At 58.3% G+C, this 16,860-nt stretch carries 14 protein-coding genes; 9 read left to right on the top strand and 5 right to left on the bottom strand.

The window, feature by feature from the left end; all coding sequences use genetic code 11:
* The first annotated feature begins 14 nt into the window (after positions 1-14).
* Together LAT62_RS11970 and icd are read left to right on the top strand one after the other, a co-directional pair.
* Positions 15-1,754, top strand: coding sequence for an ABC transporter ATP-binding protein (locus LAT62_RS11970; protein ID WP_293383998.1), 1,740 nt, complete (start codon positions 15-17; stop codon positions 1,752-1,754).
* A gap of 130 nt (positions 1,755-1,884) precedes the next feature.
* A complete protein-coding gene (gene icd / locus LAT62_RS11965; RefSeq protein ID WP_293383993.1) occupies positions 1,885-3,141 on the top strand; it encodes an NADP-dependent isocitrate dehydrogenase in 1,257 nt (418 codons plus the stop codon).
* 102 nt (positions 3,142-3,243) lie between these two features.
* On the opposite strand, the gene LAT62_RS11960 is transcribed toward icd, so the two are convergent.
* Positions 3,244-3,561: a cold shock domain-containing protein gene (locus tag LAT62_RS11960; protein WP_293383990.1), complete on the bottom strand. Its 318-nt coding sequence runs from the start codon at positions 3,559-3,561 to the stop codon at positions 3,244-3,246.
* A 249-nt stretch (positions 3,562-3,810) separates the two neighbouring features.
* On the opposite strand from LAT62_RS11960, the gene clpS reads away from it, so the two are divergent.
* Together clpS and clpA are read left to right on the top strand one after the other, a co-directional pair.
* Positions 3,811-4,128, top strand: a complete 318-nt coding sequence (clpS, locus tag LAT62_RS11955; protein WP_367120563.1) for an ATP-dependent Clp protease adapter ClpS — start codon at positions 3,811-3,813, stop codon at positions 4,126-4,128.
* 15 nt (positions 4,129-4,143) lie between these two features.
* Complete coding sequence (clpA, locus tag LAT62_RS11950; RefSeq protein ID WP_293383987.1) at positions 4,144-6,426, top strand: ATP-dependent Clp protease ATP-binding subunit ClpA; 2,283 nt, start codon at positions 4,144-4,146, stop codon at positions 6,424-6,426.
* A gap of 151 nt (positions 6,427-6,577) precedes the next feature.
* On the opposite strand, the gene infA is transcribed toward clpA, so the two are convergent.
* The 3 genes from infA to aat form a co-directional block, all read right to left on the bottom strand.
* On the bottom strand, positions 6,578-6,796 hold the full coding sequence (gene infA, locus LAT62_RS11945; protein WP_135481510.1) for a translation initiation factor IF-1: 219 nt from the start codon (positions 6,794-6,796) through the stop codon (positions 6,578-6,580).
* Between the two features lie 71 nt (positions 6,797-6,867).
* Positions 6,868-7,602, bottom strand: coding sequence for an arginyltransferase (locus LAT62_RS11940; protein WP_293383980.1), 735 nt, complete (start codon positions 7,600-7,602; stop codon positions 6,868-6,870).
* Entirely contained in the window at positions 7,574-8,302 is a 729-nt protein-coding gene (gene aat / locus LAT62_RS11935) for a leucyl/phenylalanyl-tRNA--protein transferase (RefSeq protein WP_293383977.1), read from the bottom strand. The genes LAT62_RS11940 and aat overlap by 29 nt, the downstream gene beginning before the upstream one ends.
* Positions 8,303-8,401: 99 nt before the next feature.
* Here aat and LAT62_RS11930 point away from each other — a divergent pair, with 99 nt between their 5' ends.
* The 5 genes from LAT62_RS11930 (at position 8,402) to cysG (ending at position 15,614) form a co-directional block, all read left to right on the top strand.
* Entirely contained in the window at positions 8,402-10,810 is a 2,409-nt protein-coding gene (locus LAT62_RS11930; protein WP_293383974.1) for a DNA translocase FtsK, read from the top strand.
* Between the two features lie 17 nt (positions 10,811-10,827).
* Positions 10,828-11,508 carry an outer membrane lipoprotein chaperone LolA gene (lolA, locus tag LAT62_RS11925; protein WP_293383971.1) on the top strand — a complete coding sequence of 227 codons (681 nt, stop codon included), beginning with the start codon at positions 10,828-10,830 and terminating at the stop codon, positions 11,506-11,508.
* The gene (locus LAT62_RS11920; RefSeq protein WP_293383967.1) at positions 11,505-12,833 is read left to right on the top strand and encodes a replication-associated recombination protein A; all 1,329 of its coding nucleotides are present in this window, start codon (positions 11,505-11,507) and stop codon (positions 12,831-12,833) included. The genes lolA and LAT62_RS11920 overlap by 4 nt, the downstream gene beginning before the upstream one ends.
* Positions 12,834-12,913: 80 nt before the next feature.
* Entirely contained in the window at positions 12,914-14,215 is a 1,302-nt protein-coding gene (gene serS / locus LAT62_RS11915) for a serine--tRNA ligase (RefSeq protein ID WP_293383964.1), read from the top strand.
* Between the two features lies 1 nt (position 14,216).
* A complete protein-coding gene (gene cysG, locus LAT62_RS11910; RefSeq protein WP_293383961.1) occupies positions 14,217-15,614 on the top strand; it encodes a siroheme synthase CysG in 1,398 nt (465 codons plus the stop codon).
* Here the strand turns inward: cysG and LAT62_RS11905 are convergent.
* Entirely contained in the window at positions 15,611-16,627 is a 1,017-nt protein-coding gene (locus LAT62_RS11905) for a TauD/TfdA family dioxygenase (RefSeq protein ID WP_293383958.1), read from the bottom strand. The genes cysG and LAT62_RS11905 overlap by 4 nt on opposite strands.
* Between the last annotated feature and the right edge of the window lie 233 nt (positions 16,628-16,860).

Genomic DNA, 16,860 nt, shown 5'->3' with positions numbered 1-16,860 from the left:
AGCGAGCCTGGGGATTGCAGCATAAAACAGTCCAAGAAAAGCGCCGCACCTCCAAGCTCTTCGATATTGCACCGGAAATTCTGATTGGCATTGCCATCGATGTGGTGGTCAATCAGGACAACAGTTTTGTCGCCCAACTGGGTTTCGAGTCCCCGCAGCAACAAATAGCCATTCTCGCTGTACTGACGTTTTTCATCTGGGCCGGTGAATCGCTGTTCGAATACCTGTACATGATTCTTTGGCGCAACCTTGCACAGCGACTGCAGTCGGATTTGCGACTTGATGCCTACAGCCATGTGCAGAGTCTTGATATGGCCTTTTTCGAGGCTCGCAGTTCCGGCGATCTGGTGGCGATCATGAACGATGACATCAACCAGCTGGAACGATTCCTCGACGGTGGGGCCAACGACCTGATTCAGGTGTTCGTCACGGTGGTCGCAGTCGGGGCCGTGTTTTTTGTTATTTCCCCGCTAATTGCCGTGCTGGCGTTTACCCCGATACCGGTCATAGTGTGGGGTGCCTTCTACTTTCAGCGGCGTGCCGCGCCCCTTTACAACGAGGTGCGGCGTCGGGTGGGTGTGCTGGGCAGCCGCCTGTCCAACAATTTGAGCGGTATGGCCACCATCAAGAGCTTTACCGCTGAGCTTCGTGAAACCGAGCGCCTGCGCGTCGACAGCGAAGCCTATGTGCAGGCCAATCGGCGAGCGATTGCCATCAGCTCCGCGTTTATCCCCATCATCCGAATGGCCATTCTGGCAGGCTTTCTCGCTACCTTTGTCATTGGCGGGCTGATGACCCTGCGCGGGGAACTCAATGTCGGTGCCTACGGCGTGCTGGTATTCCTGACCCAGCGCCTGCTGTGGCCTTTGACGGGTCTGGCTCAGACCATCGACCTGTTTGAACGGGCCATGGCCAGCACCCGCCGAATCCTGGACCTGCTTGCCGTGGAGCGCTCGGTGCACGACCATGGTCGTCGCACTCTGCCCAGCCCGATTCGCGGCGAAGTGGTATTCGACCAGGTCTCTTTTCACTACCCGCAATCCGGCGCCGGTGTTGATGGCATTTCCCTGCGCGCCGAGGCGGGTACAACGCTGGCATTGGTGGGTGCGACCGGCTCCGGGAAGTCGACACTGATCAAGCTGCTGCTGCGCTACTACAGCCCGACTCGGGGCAGTCTGCGCATTGATGGCGTTGCGGTAGAGGATCTGACCCTGCGCAGCTTGCGCGAGGCGATTGGGCTGGTCAGTCAGGACGTCTTCCTGTTTGAAGGATCAATCCGCGACAATATCGCCTATGGCTGCCCGGAAGCATCAGACACGGCGATTATCGAGGCCGCGCAGTCCGCTGAGGCCTGGGACTTCATAGAGCGCCTTCCGGCAGGGTTGGATACCGCCGTTGGTGAGCGAGGCGTGCGATTGTCCGGAGGGCAGCGGCAGCGCCTTTCACTGGCCAGGGCGCTGCTCAAGGACCCGCCCATTCTGGTGCTTGATGAGGCCACCAGCGCTGTGGATAACGAAACCGAGGCGGCGATACAGCGCTCTCTGCTCAACATCGCCCACGGGCGCACCATCATCATGATTGCGCACCGGTTGTCGACCATTGTTCATGCAGACAGTATTGCCGTGATCGACCAGGGCAGGCTGGTGGAGCAAGGCACGCATGAAAAATTGAAAGCACAAAATGGCCTCTATGCGGCCCAGTGGCGCGTGCAGACCGGCTTGGCCGAGCAGAGCCTAGACCATAGTCTGATGTGATTGCCCGGATGCTATCCGACCTGTGCAATTTTCGGTATACTCCGCACCCGATTTGACCACCGCCGGGATCAGCTCAGGCTAGATTCCCGCGGCCAGTAAAACGCCCTTATTTCGAAACATGGAGCGACACATGGCCTATCAGAAAATTCAGGTTCCAGCCGAAGGTACCAAAATCACCCTGGGTGCCAACGGTGCATTGAATGTACCCAATGATCCGATTATTCCGTTTATCGAAGGCGATGGCATCGGGGTGGATGTAACACCACCGATGAAAGCCGTTCTGGACGCTGCGGTAGAGAAGGCCTACGGCGGAGAGCGCAAGCTGGTGTGGATGGAAGTCTACGCCGGTGAGAAGGCGGTCAGCGTATACGGTGACGACGCCTGGCTGCCGGAAGAAACTCTGGAAGCGTTGAAAGATTACAAGGTGGGCATCAAGGGCCCGCTGACCACGCCCGTAGGCGGTGGCATCCGCTCCCTGAACGTCGCCATTCGCCAGAAGCTCGACCTGTTCGTCTGTCAGCGCCCGGTGCGCTGGTTCACCGGCGTACCCAGCCCGATGAAGAAGCCGAACGAAGTCGACATGGTGATCTTCCGCGAAAACTCCGAAGACATCTATGCCGGTGTCGAGTGGAAGGCCGGTACTCCGGAAGCGAAAAAGGTCATCAAGTTCTTCACCGAAGAAATGGGTGTGACCAACATCCGCTTCACCGACATGTGCGGTATCGGTGTGAAGCCGGTGTCGGAAGAGGGCACCAAGCGCCTGGTCCGTCAGGCCTTCCAGTATGCCGTCGACAACGATCGTGACTCGGTGACGCTGGTACACAAGGGCAACATCATGAAGTTCACCGAAGGTGCCTTCAAGGACTGGGGCTATGAACTGGCGCAAGATGAGTTCGGTGCCGAACTGCTCGACGGTGGCCCGTGGATGCAGTTCAAGAATCCCAAGACCGGCAAGAACATTGTGGTCAAGGATGTGATCGCCGATGCCATGTTGCAGCAGATCCTGCTGCGTCCGGCTGAGTACGATGTCATCGCCACTCTGAACCTGAACGGCGACTATCTGTCAGATGCCCTGGCAGCAGAAGTCGGCGGTATCGGTATTGCACCGGGTGCCAACCTGTCTGATGAAGTTGGCGTGTTTGAAGCCACTCACGGTACGGCCCCCAAGTATGCCGGCCAGGACAAGGTCAACCCGGGTTCACTGATTCTGTCCGGAGAGATGATGTTGCGTCATCTGGGCTGGACAGAAGCCGCAGACCTGATCATCAAGGGCACCGAAGGCGCCATTGAAGACGGCAAGGTGACCTATGATTTCCATCGCCTGATGGACAATGCGGAACTGGTGAAAGCCTCCGAGTTCGGACAGTGCATCATAAACCGCATGTAAGGGTTTGAAAGCACTAAAAAAGGGGCCGAATGGCCCCTTTTTCATTTAACGCGCTCCAACTGCAACCTGCCCTCCGGAAAGAGAGCGCCCGGTTGCCGCATTTCAGCCGCTACCGGTGCGCCGCTGTCTCTCGGTCTCGGTTGACTCGACGTTAAGCGGTGCTTCGTCTTGCGATTGTTCTATTTCCAATGCGGTTTGCACTGCCTCTTCTTCAGAATCGCAGGGCCTGATATTGACAGCATGAATGCCTTTCGAGGCTTGCATGGTATCGAAGGCCACTGGCTGACCAGCTTTGAGTGTCTTATAGCCGTCCATGACGATAGATGAATAGTGAACAAACAGGTCTTCCTCGCTACCATCTGCGAGTATGAACCCGTACCCTTTGGCATTGTTGAACCATTTGACTTTCCCTGCGGGCATAACTTCACTCCTGTACAACGGTCTGGTGTAAACTACGGGCTGGTCGATTTTCTCCATCGCTCAAATCTTGACCAACACTCTTAATTTAGGAGCGGGGGGGCTAAAGTGTCAAGTTACGCTTTGTGAAATATGATCCAGACCACATTTTTCTGAGTAAATATTCCCGAAGGACATTGATTTTCGGGAGCCGACCCCTTAAATCTGAACGTAACAGTGAATATCAAGATGTCAGAACGGAGTAACAGTATTGTGGCTAGTCGTGAGACCGACAGCCCTGCCATCAAGCCGCGAACAGCAGACCCGCAGCTCAAGAAACCCGACATGTACCGGGTTGTCTTGCTCAATGATGACTATACCCCCATGGAATTTGTGGTGGAAATTCTGACAATTTTCTTCAACATGGACAGGGAAAAGGCGACCCAGGTCATGTTGGCGGTACATACCAAGGGCAAGGGCGTCTGCGGTGTCTATACTAAGGACATAGCTGAAACCAAGGCTACACAGGTAAATCAGTGTGCGCGTGATCACGAGCACCCACTGTTGTGTGAAGTCGAACCTTTGGACTAGTGAGCGAGGTGGCTTATGTTAAGCAAAGAACTTGAGGGTACGCTCAACCAGGCGTTCAAAGAGGCTCGTGACAAGCGTCATGAATTCATGACCGTCGAACACCTGTTGCTGGCGTTGCTCGACAATGCTGCCGCCAATGAGGTGCTCAGTGCCTGTGCCGTTGATTCGGATCGGTTGCGCCGTGAGCTGACAGAGTTCATCGATGCTACTACGCCCATTATTCCAGAGCAGGATGACGATCGCGATACACAGCCCACGCTGGGTTTCCAGCGGGTACTGCAGCGGGCCGTATTCCATGTTCAGTCTTCGGGGAAAAGTGAAGTCTCCGGAGCCAATGTGCTGGTCGCCATATTCAGCGAGCAGGAGAGTCAGGCCGTCTATCTGCTGCGCCAGCAGAATGTATCGCGCATCGACGTGGTCAACTTCATCGCGCACGGCATCTCCAAGGTTGAGGGCGGTGCTGAAGATCGTTCCAGCGAAGGGCCGGAAGCCCCTGTGGATGAACCGGTCGACGCCGAAACGGGTGAAGGTCTGGAAGGCTTTGCCACCAACCTGAATGACCAGGCCAGAGAAGGTCGCATTGATCCCCTGGTCGGACGCGACAAGGAAGTGGAGAGAGTCGTGCAGATCCTCTCCAGGCGGCGCAAGAACAATCCCTTGCTGGTTGGCGAGTCCGGTGTCGGCAAGACCGCCATCGTGGAAGGTTTGGCCAAGAAGATTGTCGACGGTGACGTGCCGGAGATCATTCTGGACGCCGAGGTGTTTTCTCTGGACCTCGGGTCCCTGCTGGCGGGCACCAAGTACCGCGGTGACTTCGAGAAGCGTTTGAAAGCACTGCTGGCACAGCTCAAGAAGCGCCCCAAGGCCATTCTGTTCATCGATGAGATCCATACCATCATTGGTGCCGGCGCAGCCTCAGGCGGCGTTATGGACGCTTCCAACTTGCTCAAGCCAATGCTGAGCAGCGGCGAATTGCGCTGCATAGGGTCAACCACGTTCCAGGAGTTCCGTGGCATCTTCGAGAAAGACAGTGCGCTGACCCGTCGATTCCAGAAGATTGATGTGATCGAGCCCAACGAGAGCGACACCTACCAGATTCTCAAGGGGCTGAAGTCCAAGTTCGAAGAGCACCACGATATCCGCTACACGGACAAGGCCCTGCGCACTGCCGTAAAGCTCAGTGCTCGCTATATCAATGATCGTCATATGCCGGACAAGGCCATTGATGTCATTGACGAAGCCGGCGCGGCGCAGCGTTTGCGCCCGGTCAGTCGGCGCAAGAAGGTGATCAGTGTCGGAGATATAGAGGAAATCGTGGCCGTTATTGCGCGCATCCCGCCCAAGACGGTATCGAGCAATGACAAGGAAGTACTGCAGAACCTCGAACGCAATCTCAAGATGACGGTGTTCGGACAGGACGAAGCGATCGGCACCCTGAGCAGTGCCATCAAGATGGCGCGTGCCGGCCTGCAGGAAGGCAACAAGCCTATCGGCTCCTTCCTGTTTGCAGGTCCGACGGGTGTCGGAAAGACCGAAGTCACCCGACAACTGGCGGAAGCGCTTGGCGTCGAGTTGATCCGGTTTGACATGTCCGAGTACATGGAGCGGCACACGGTATCCCGTCTGATCGGGGCGCCCCCGGGTTATGTGGGTTATGACCAGGGCGGCCTGCTGACCGATGCGGTGACCAAGCATCCACATTCAGTGTTGCTGCTGGACGAGGTCGAGAAGGCCCATCCCGAGGTGTTCAATATCCTGTTGCAGGTGATGGACCATGGCACGCTGACCGACAACAATGGCCGCAAGGCGGACTTCCGCAATGTCATTCTGGTGATGACCAGCAATGCCGGAGCTGAAGACATGAGCCGTCGTTCGATGGGCTTCACCAAGCAGGATCATGCCACCGACGGTATCGAGGCCATCCGCAAGATGTTCACGCCGGAATTCCGCAACCGCCTGGATGCCGTGATCCAGTTCAAGCCGCTGCCGACCGAAGTCATTCTCTCTGTGGTCGACAAGTTCATTGTTGAGCTGCAGGCGCAGTTGGATGACAAGAAGGTACAACTGACGGTCATGGACGATGCGCGTGCCTGGTTGGCAGAGCATGGGTATGACAAATCCATGGGGGCGCGGCCAATGGCTCGCCTGATTCAGGACGAGATCAAGAAGAAGCTGGCTGATGCACTGCTGTTTGGTGTACTCAGCTCTGGCGGCGAGGTCGACGTATCCGTGCGTGATGACCAGCTGCACTTCATGTTCAAGGAGTCCAAGACAGGCAAGGTACTTGAAGAGGCTTGAAGACGCGAATTGACGCAGTGGTGATTCAGAGGGGGCTGTCCGGGAGGGCGGCCCTTTTTTGTTTCTGGCGTGTTGGTCAGGGCGCCTGAACTGGCTGCGCTGAACAGTGACACCTCCCGGTGCTAGAAAAAGGCAGGGGTGAACCCCCGACTTATTTGGATCGGTAGACAATCCGCCCTTTGGTCAGATCATAAGGCGTCAGTTCAACCTTGACCTTGTCACCGGTCAGGATCCGGATATAGTTTTTACGCATCTTGCCGGAAATGTGAGCCGTGATGACATGGTCATTCTCCAGCTTCACACGGAACATGGTATTGGGAAGGGTGTCGAGAATCTCGCCTTCCATTTCGATGACGTCTTCTTTCGCCATGGAGTGTTATAAACCTCGGGGTTTGATGTGTGGCGCGAAATTCTGCCTCAAAAGTCCGTAAAGTGCAAAACTTATCCGCCCGCAATGACAGTGTCTTCGCGCTCCGCAACCACCTGCTCGACAAGAGGCTGCCAGAGTTCATTGCGATAGACCTCAACCGGCTTGAAATCGGCCTTGTAATTCATGTTGGGAACACTGTCGATCCAGTACCCCAGGTAGAGATAGGGCAGGCCCAGTTCCTGACAGATTTCAATTTGCCGCAGAATGGACAGGGTGCCCGGTGAATACCGCGCAAAGTCGGGGTCATAAAAGGTATAGACGGCACTTAGCCCGGTGGAGAACTGGTCGATAACGGCAATCAACACCAGTTGGCTGTCTTCCCAGGCTTCAAGCAGAAAGCCATATTGGGTCTGTTGCAGCAGAAACCGGTAGAAATCTTCCTGACTGGGTGGGTACATGTCGCCACCCGGATGGCGCTGCTCTATGTAGCGCTCATACAACTGCCAGTAGCGCTCTTCATAGTGCACCGGGACCGCTTGCCAGCGCAGATGGCGTGCCTTCCGCCTGATGCGTCGGTGCCTACGTCGTGGTTCGAATTCACGGGTCAACACACGTATCGACTGGCATTTTCGGCACTGGGCACAGTCGGGCCGATAGAAATGACCGCCACTGCGGCGAAAGCCGATCAGATTCAGCTTTTCATAAAGTTCGAGGGGCACTTCCACCGCCGGATCGAGGAAAATCGTCGATGCCTGGCGATCGGCCAGGTAGCTGCAATCATGCGGTGAGGTCTTGAAGAAACGCATGCAGATCGAACTCCTGAGAGTGCTCAGCATTGAGTGTATCGGAACTCTCGGCGAGAAGCGCTTCGAAACGCTCCCGTTCGAGCAATGTCGCGCCCATGCGCATCAGATGATCGCTTTCCACCTGGGCATCCAGCATTGCCCAGCGCCCTTGGCGGCACATCCAGTCAATGGCTGCCAACGCGATGCTGGACCCGTTGGTATGAGCTGAAAACATGGACTCTCCAAAGAGTACCTGCCCCAGGGTTACGCCGTAAAGTCCGCCGGCAAGTTCATCTCCGAACCAGACAGCAATAGCCGTGGCCAGGCCGATTTCATGCAGTCTCAGATAGGCCGCGCGCATCTCCGGTGTGATCCAGGTGCCGGGCTGGCCCGGGCGCTCTATTTCGGCGCAAGCGGCCAGCACTCGGGGAAAGTCGTCATGCAGAGTGATACGCAAATCGGTTTGCTGGCGGATGGTTCGACGCAGGCGGCGCGAGACTCTTATCTCCCCGGGCAGAAAGACGCAGCGTGGGGTAGGGGACCACCAGAGAATGGGCTCCTGCTCACTGTACCAGGGAAAAATGCCCTGGCGATAGGCGGTGACGAGCCAGTCAGGCGTCAAAGCACCACCGGCAGCCAGCAGGCCATTGGGGTCGTCCATGGCCAGGCGAGTTGGGGGGAAGGCAGGAGGGCCTGCTGGGTCGAGCCAGAATAGGGTCATCTTGGGTTATGCCTGTCGTCACCATGGTGATATAGTAGTACCTTCTGGCGAATCACATAACCCCTTGTTTCAATTGCGTATTTTCATGATGGCCACGGAATGACATTCAACCCCCGGAAAGAATACCGGTCGACCCGACACCGTTTCCTGAACGAGGGGGTGGCCATAGTGCTTGCAGCAGTCACTGTACTTGCCGCACTGGCGCTGTATTCCTACAGTCCTGCGGATCCCGGCTGGGATACCAGTGGGCGGGCGGGTGCGGCCATCGACAACTGGGCAGGGCAGGCTGGTGCCTGGGTGTCTTCCCTGCTGATCTCACTGATTGGCTGGCTGGCCTATCTGCTGCCGCCCTTTCTGGGCTTGGTGACCTGGTCGATCATTCGCCTGCGACGCAGCAATGAACTCTGGTTCTGGCCATTGCTGAGTCTGCGTATAGCGGGGGTGGTCCTGTTCGCTGTGGGTGCCTGTACCCTGCTGACGTTGCATTTTTCATCCGATCTGAGGTTTAGCGCCGGCGGCTACCTGGGCATTGCCGTCAGTGAATGGTGGTATCTGTACCTGGGGTTGCTGGCCACCTCTCTGGTGGCTCTGGCCTGTTGTCTGGTGGGCCTGACGCTGGCCTCGCGTGTGTCCTGGCTAACGGTCTGCGAATGGGTGGGCAGTGCTGTACTGGCCTTGATCAATCGGATGCTGGCCGGTCGCCGGTCAAGACAATCGGAGCGGGATACCACCCGAGCGCAAGTGCAGGAGCGACGGGACAACCTTGAAGCCTATATCGAAGACCCGGCCGAGCAGGCCGCGCGATCGGATCGCAAGCCCGCCTACACCCTGCGCCAAAAGCGCCGGAAGCCTGCCGACTCAGCCACCGCGGAGGCCACTGAAACCGCCTCGCCGCAAGCCAGTGGCGGCAAGTCGGTGCGCATCGAGCCCCTCCAGTCGGAGCAGCCGCAAACCTCCGCCCGCGCTGAGCGCGAACGTCAACAGCCGTTGTTCGACGATGCCCTGAAGGGCACCTTGCCCAGTCTGTCGCTGCTCGACCCGCCGCCGCATCAACCGGAGGCCGGTTACTCGGAAGAGGCGCTGACCGGCATGTCACGGTTGCTGGAAGAACGGCTTAAGGACTTCGGGGTGACGGCAGAGGTAGTCGCGGTCTGCCCGGGCCCGGTGATCACGCGGTTTGAAATTCAGCCTGCGGCCGGGGTCAAGGTCAGCAAGATTTCCAATCTGGCCAAGGATCTTGCCCGCTCACTGGCCATGATCAGCGTGCGGGTGGTGGAGATCATCCCTGGCAAGTCGGTGATCGGTATCGAGGTGCCGAACGAAAACCGCGCCATCGTCAGTCTGCATGAGGTGCTGGCATCGAAGGAGTATGACGAAGCCCGGTCACCGCTAACTTTGGCTTTGGGGCACGACATTTCCGGCACGCCTGTGGTGGCCAACTTGGCGCGCATGCCGCACCTGCTGGTGGCGGGCACCACCGGCTCGGGCAAGTCGGTGGGTGTCAATGCCATGCTGCTCAGCATTCTGCTCAAAGCCACGCCCGATGAGGTGCGGTTGATACTGATTGACCCCAAGATGCTGGAGCTGTCGGTCTATGATGGCATTCCGCACCTGCTGACACCGGTGATCACCGACATGAAGGATGCCGCCAACGGGTTGCGCTGGTGTGTGGCTGAAATGGAACGCCGCTACAAGCTGATGTCCAAGCTCGGCGTGCGCAATCTGGCCGGCTTCAACAAGAAGGTGCGGGATGCCGCTGCGACCGGCAGTCCGCTGCGCGACCCCTTGTGGAACCCAGAACTCAGCATGGAAGAGGAAGCCCCGGTTCTCCAGCCGTTGCCCTACGTGGTGGTGGTGATCGACGAATTTGCCGACATGATGATGATTGTTGGCAAGAAAGTGGAAGAGCTGATTGCACGCATCGCCCAGAAGGCCCGGGCGGCCGGCATCCACATGATCCTCGCCACGCAGCGTCCCTCGGTGGATGTCATTACCGGACTGATCAAGGCGAATGTGCCAACCCGTATTGCCTTTCAGGTGTCTTCCAAGGTCGACTCCCGAACCATTCTTGATCAGGGCGGTGCCGAGCAGCTGCTCGGTCACGGTGACATGCTGTATATGCCGCCGGGCACCAGCCTGCCGATCAGGGTGCATGGCGCCTTTGTGGATGATGACGAAGTGCATCGCGTCGTTGCCGAGTGGAAGAAGCGGGGCGAGCCTGAATATGTCGAAGAGATCACCGCCGGCGAACAGGAAAATTCCGGCATGCTGACCGGCCTGGTAGAGGAGGGCGGTGATGACACCGAGTCCGATCCGCTGTTTGACGAGGCGGTCGCCTGTGTCACCGAATCCAGACGGGCTTCGATTTCGTCAGTGCAGCGAAAATTGCGTATCGGATACAATCGCGCAGCCCGTTTAATAGATGGCATGGAAGCGGCGGGCATCGTGTCACCTCCGGGTCACAACGGCAGCCGAGAGGTGCTGGCTCCGCCGCCACCGGATCGATGATGACAACAGGAGTTCCTATGCGAGTGAAGTGCAGTACCGGCGCCCTGCAACGTGCCCTGGTCTTCGGCCTTTTTGCCGGCCTGCTGGCCGCCGGATCGACAGTGAACGCCGACAGCCTTAACGGTGACCTCGACGATCTGGAGGAGCTGATGGAGCGTCTGGGGGACCTGGAGACCCTGCGCGGTGGTTTTCGTCAGAGCACACTGGATGGCTCGGAACGTCGGATTCAGAGCCAGCGCGGTGAGTTTCAACTGAGTCGTCCGGACCGCCTCTACTGGTATACAGAGCCGCCCTATGAGCAGGCCCTTTATGTCAACGATGACATCATCTGGAACTATGATGCCGATCTCGAGCAGGCAACCCGCCAGCCAGTGACCGACCAGTGGGAGCAGTCGCCTGCTCTGATCCTTACCGGTACGCGCGAAGAGATTGATGACCGGTATCAGGTCGAACAGACCTCGCGCCGCGACGACTACATTACCTTCACCTTGAAACCGCGGGCCGGCGGGGGCTCTGTGGAATCCCTGTCCATCTCCTTTGACGGCCAGATGCCGGTCAGCCTGCGCCTGCTGGACAGCTTCAATCAGACCACCGTGGTCAATTTTGAAGGCCTGGAACGCAATGTGGAACTGGACGATCAAAAGTTCGTGTTCGACCCGCCGGACCATGTCGATGTGATTGAACAGATGGGCCAATGAAGGACGATCTGTTCGGCGGCACCACCCCTTATCAGCCGTTGGCGGAGCGCATGCGCCCGTCACGGCTGGATGACTACCTGGGCCAGAGCCATCTGCTTGGCGCGGAAGGCCCTATTCGCCAGCAGCTGGCACAGGGCACACTGCAGTCCATGATTCTCTGGGGGCCGCCGGGCGTTGGCAAGACAACACTGGCACGGCTGGTAACCGAAGCCGTCAGCGCCGAGTTCATGCAGATCTCCGCCGTCATGTCCGGGGTGAAGGAGATCCGGGACATTATCGAACGGGCACGCATGGCCCAGCAGCGGGGCAGGATAACAGTGCTCTTTGTCGATGAAGTGCACCGCTTCAACAAGTCACAACAGGATGCCTTCCTGCCGCATGTCGAGGCCGGCACCGTCATCTTCATTGGCGCAACCACCGAGAATCCGTCTTTCGAGCTCAATCGAGCGCTGCTGTCGCGGGCTACCGTTTACCGCTTGCAGCCCTTCAGCGAAACTGAACTTACAGCCGTTCTTGAAAGAGCTTTAAAAGAAGATGCTCAGGTTATGTCACGGGCTGAGCAGTTTGATACCGAGACCTTGCAGGTGATGGCCCGCGCCGCCATGGGCGACGCCAGGCGAGCCCTGAACGCGCTGGAATCCGTTTGCGCCCAGTTGTCCGATGATCGGCCGGTCACGACGGATCGCCTGGCTGAACTGCTGGGTGAGCAGATCAAGGGGTTCGACAAGGGCGGCGATGTCTTTTACGAACAGATTTCCGTGCTGCACAAGGCGGTGCGCGGCAGTGACCCGGATGCGGCGCTGTACTGGCTGTGCCGCATGCTGGAAGGGGGAGCAGATCCGCTCTATGTGGCGCGCCGGGTGGTGCGCATGGCGTCCGAGGATATCGGCAATGCAGACCCGCGGGCCCTGCAGATCGCCATCAATGCCTGGGATGTGCAGACCCGCCTGGGTTCGCCGGAAGGTGAACTGACCATCGCTCAGGCGGTGATCTACATGGCGTGCGCGCCCAAATCCAACGCCGTCTACAGTGCCTTCAATGCCATGCGCAAGACAGTGGCCGACACCCCCGACTATGAAGTCCCCATGCACCTGCGCAATGCACCGACCGGCCTGATGAAGGACATGGGCATGGAAGAAGGTTACCGCTATGCCCATGATGAACCGGAGGCTTTTGCCGCCGGCGAGAGCTATATGCCGGAACCGCTGAAGGATCTGCATCACTATTCTCCCGCAGACCGTGGTCTGGAGAGTAAAATTCGGGCAAAATTGGACCATCTCGCAGAACTCAACCGGAAATCCGGGCGCCAACGCTACCAGGATTGAGCCTCCGTTGGCTTGTCCGGATTCCAGATCTGCTGTTTTGATCGATTAATCATCGTTATCCCGACAAAGGATGTAACACCATGCTTGATATCAAGGCCCTGCGCCAGGACCCTGAAACCGTTGCCGCGCAACTTCGCCGCAAGGGATACACCCTCGATGTGTCCAGGTTTCAGGAGCTGGAATCCCAGCGCAAGTCACTGCAGGTCGCCACTGAAGAAAGTCAGGCGGAAAAGAAGCGTTTGTCCAAGAAAATTGGTCAACTGATCCAGCAGGGTACCCGGGTCGAAGACGCCAAGGAGCAGGTCGCCAGGGAAACTGCCGGGCTGGATGCGAACCTGGAAGAATTGGGCCAGCGGCTGAAAGACATTCAGAATCGCCTGAATGAATTCATGATGGATATGCCGAACCTGCCCCACAAGTCGGTTCCTGACGGCCTGAACGAAGAGGACAATGTCGAACTGGCCCGCTGGGGGACGCCCCCGGAGTTCGACTTTACCCCCAAAGACCACGTGGATCTGGGTGAGGCGCTGGGCGGACTGGATTTCGATGCCGCCAGCAAGATGACCGGCAGCCGGTTTGTCGTGATGCGCCGCGATATGGCGCGCCTGCACCGGGCGCTTGCCCAGTTCATGCTCGATACGCATACGCAGAAACATGGCTATGAAGAAGTCTCTACGCCCTTGATGGTCAATGCAGACTCCCTTTATGGCAGCGGGCAACTGCCCAAGTTCGAGGATGATCTGTTCAAGATACCTTTCGGGCAGTCGCATTATTATCTGATTCCGACCAGTGAAGTGACATTGGCCAACCTGGCTCGTGAAGAAATCCTGGATCTGCCTGCCGATGGCCAGTTGCGCCTTACCGCCCATACGTCCTGTTTTCGCAGTGAAGCCGGCTCCTACGGCAAGGACACACGGGGCATGATCCGTCAGCACCAGTTCGAGAAAGTCGAAATGGTGCAGATCACCCGGCCGGACCGGTCCTGGGAAGCCCTGGAAGAAATGACCGGCCATGCCGAATCCATTCTGCAGACACTGGAATTACCCTACCGCAAGTTGGCGCTGTGTGGTGGCGACATGACCTTTGGCGCAGCCAAAACCTATGACCTTGAGGTCTGGTTGCCGGCCCAGAACACCTATCGCGAGATTTCCAGTTGCTCCAACATGACCGACTTCCAGGCCCGGCGCATGATGGCCCGCTGGCGGAACCCGGAAACCGGCAAGCCTGAACTGGTGCATACGCTGAATGGCTCCGGCCTGGCGGTCGGGCGTACTCTGGTGGCTGTGCTCGAGAACTATCAACAGGCAGACGGCACCGTGCTGATACCGGACGCGCTGAGGCCCTACATGGGTGGGCAGGTGCAGATGACCCCCGGCAACTGATATGGATTTTCTGCCCCTGTTTCACCAGGTCAGGAATCAGACGGCGCTGATTGTCGGCGGCGGCCCTGTGGCTGCGAGAAAGGCGCAACTCCTGCTGGAAGCCAAGGCACGTGTGCATATCGTTGCCCCCGATCTGGCGCCCGCCACCCAGGCCCTGGTGGACAAAGCCATGGTGTCCTGGACCGCCTCCGTTTATGAGCCCGCCTTGCTGCTGAAAGCGGATATCGTGGTCGCTGCCACCGACGATCGGGCAGTCAATCATCAGGTCGCTGCGGACAGCCGCAAGGCCAGGCTGCCGGTGAACGTGGTCAATGATCCGGATATCGGCACCTTCATCTTTCCTGCGGTCATCGACCGGTCGCCCATCGTCGCGGCAGTGAGCAGCAGTGGTGCCGCACCGGTACTGACCCGCCTGATGCGCGGGCGCATTGAAAGCATTATTCCGGCCGGCTACGGGTTGCTGGCTGAGCTGGTGGGCCGCTACCGAAAGAAAGTACAGCAGACCCTGGACAGCAGCACGGCACGCCGGCGCTTCTGGGAGCGTGTTTTGAATGGGGTGGTTGCAGACCGGGCAATGACAGGGCAGGGCGATGAAGCAGCCCGCCTTCTGGAAGAAACTCTGGACCACTTCCAGCAGGGTGATCACAGCCATGGTGAAGTCTATCTGGTCGGCGCCGGGCCTGGTGATCCGGACCTGCTGACCTTCAAGGCGCTGCGCCTGATGCAGCAGTCCGATGTGGTGCTCTACGACCGCCTGGTCAGCGAACAGGTACTGGCTCTTGTGCGTCGTGATGCTGAGCTGGTTTACGTCGGCAAGAGGCGCAGTGATCACGCCGTGCCACAGGAAGGCATCAATGAACTGCTCATTCGTTATGCCCGGGAGGGCAAACGTGTCTGTCGCCTGAAAGGCGGCGATCCTTTCATTTTTGGCCGTGGCGGTGAGGAGATAGAACAGCTTGCCGACGCCGGCATCCAGTTTCAGGTCGTGCCCGGTATCACTGCCGCCTCCGGCTGTGCCGCCTACAGCGGCATTCCGCTGACCCACCGCGACTATTCGCAGTCGGTGCGTTTTGTCACCGCCCATCTGAAGAACAACACCAGCGACCTGAACTGGTCGGAACTGGTGGCACCCGGGCAGACACTGGTGTTCTACATGGGCCTGGTGGCACTCCCCGAAATTACCCGCCAACTCTGTGCGCATGGCTGTTCCGCCGACATGCCGATCGCGCTGGTGGAGCAGGGCACCACACCGCAGCATCGGGTATTCACCGCCACACTCGACACCATCTCGGATCTGGTTGCGCAGCATGACATCAAGGCGCCGACACTGATCATTGTCGGCGAGGTGGTCAAACTGCATCTCAGGCTCAACTGGTTCAAGCCTGCCGTCGAAGGCTAGTTCTGCATTGGGATGCCGTCTTCCCAGCGAAAACCGATACCGCCTCCTTGCCAGACGCCCTCACCGAATGGACTGGGCCCGAGGATGTTGACCTGTTGCGGCAGGCCGAAATCGGGCGCCAGATTCTCCACGCCACGCACCGTGCTGCGGTGCAGTATCCGCAAACCCTGCTGTTCCGTCGACAAATGGGCTTCCGGTGATGCCCGGTGAGCCACAGCGAGATTGTCGATAAAGACACAGTCGTTTTCCCGATACTCATAGAGACCCGCGTAGCCCTCGGTCAGCCCGGCATCGAGAATGTCATTGTAGTCATGGCAGAGCTGTTTCAGCTCTTGTGCGTTGAGCAAACGGAAGCCATCCCGGTCGGGCAGTTTCTCGATCACGGCCCCGGTCATGCCCAGATGCAGCCAGATACAGAGACGCCCTGAAAGCGGATGCTCATGCACCAGCGGGTGTATCATGCCGGAAGCCGAATTGACCGACGACAGCCGCCGCCAGTAAGCCTGCTTTTCCCCGGGCAGGGCATCAAAAGCAGCACCCTGATGCGCAAAATAGGTACCGCCGCCCTTCTCGGCGGGCCGGACTATGTGGTAGCCCGAATGGGAAAAAGTATCCGGATTGAAACTGCCGTCATTGTGCCACTGGGGACCGACGCCGGGGATGCCATGTTGTCGATCGTTGGACAAGCGAAAGATGTGCACATTGCCATCCGGTGTCGCCGGGTGAACCCCGTGCGTGCTGTGCAATTGTTTCCCGCCCCACCAGCAACTGGCGCGCAGAAAGTCGTCGACTTCAAGCTGCTTATCGTTTCTGAATACCAGGAAACCACGGTTGGCCATTTCCTGCTCCAGAGCCTGCAAGACTTCGGGCGGCGGTGCCTGCTTCGAAGTCAGATCATTGCCCTCGACCTGAGCGCCGATGGGCGCCAGCGGAGTGAGCCTGGCACCGTGTTTTTCAACCAGGGCAATCCGTTCCGGGTAGAGAGCGGGAACTGTTGAAGATCTGTTTTCCAATGAGGGTCTCCTGTCGCTGAGTGAATGCAAGGAGAGTGAGGCTGCAATCGTGCCTCCGATCTCATGGGAGCGCAGATGGGGGCTGGCTGTCAATGGCAGGCACCGACAGTGGCCCGATTGAGGACGGGCAAAGGAGACACAAGGCTCAGATTTACCCCCATGAACCTCGTTCATGGTATGGCGCCCGCTGGCAGCCAAGTTTATGGCTCAGGGGCGCCAACAATCACCTAGTG

This window comes from Natronospirillum sp. (assembly GCF_022565775.1).
Taxonomy (GTDB): Bacteria; Pseudomonadota; Gammaproteobacteria; order Pseudomonadales; family Natronospirillaceae; genus Natronospirillum.
The sequence above is the reverse complement of the archived record's forward strand: the minus strand, read 5'-3'. Positions and strand labels throughout refer to the sequence as shown.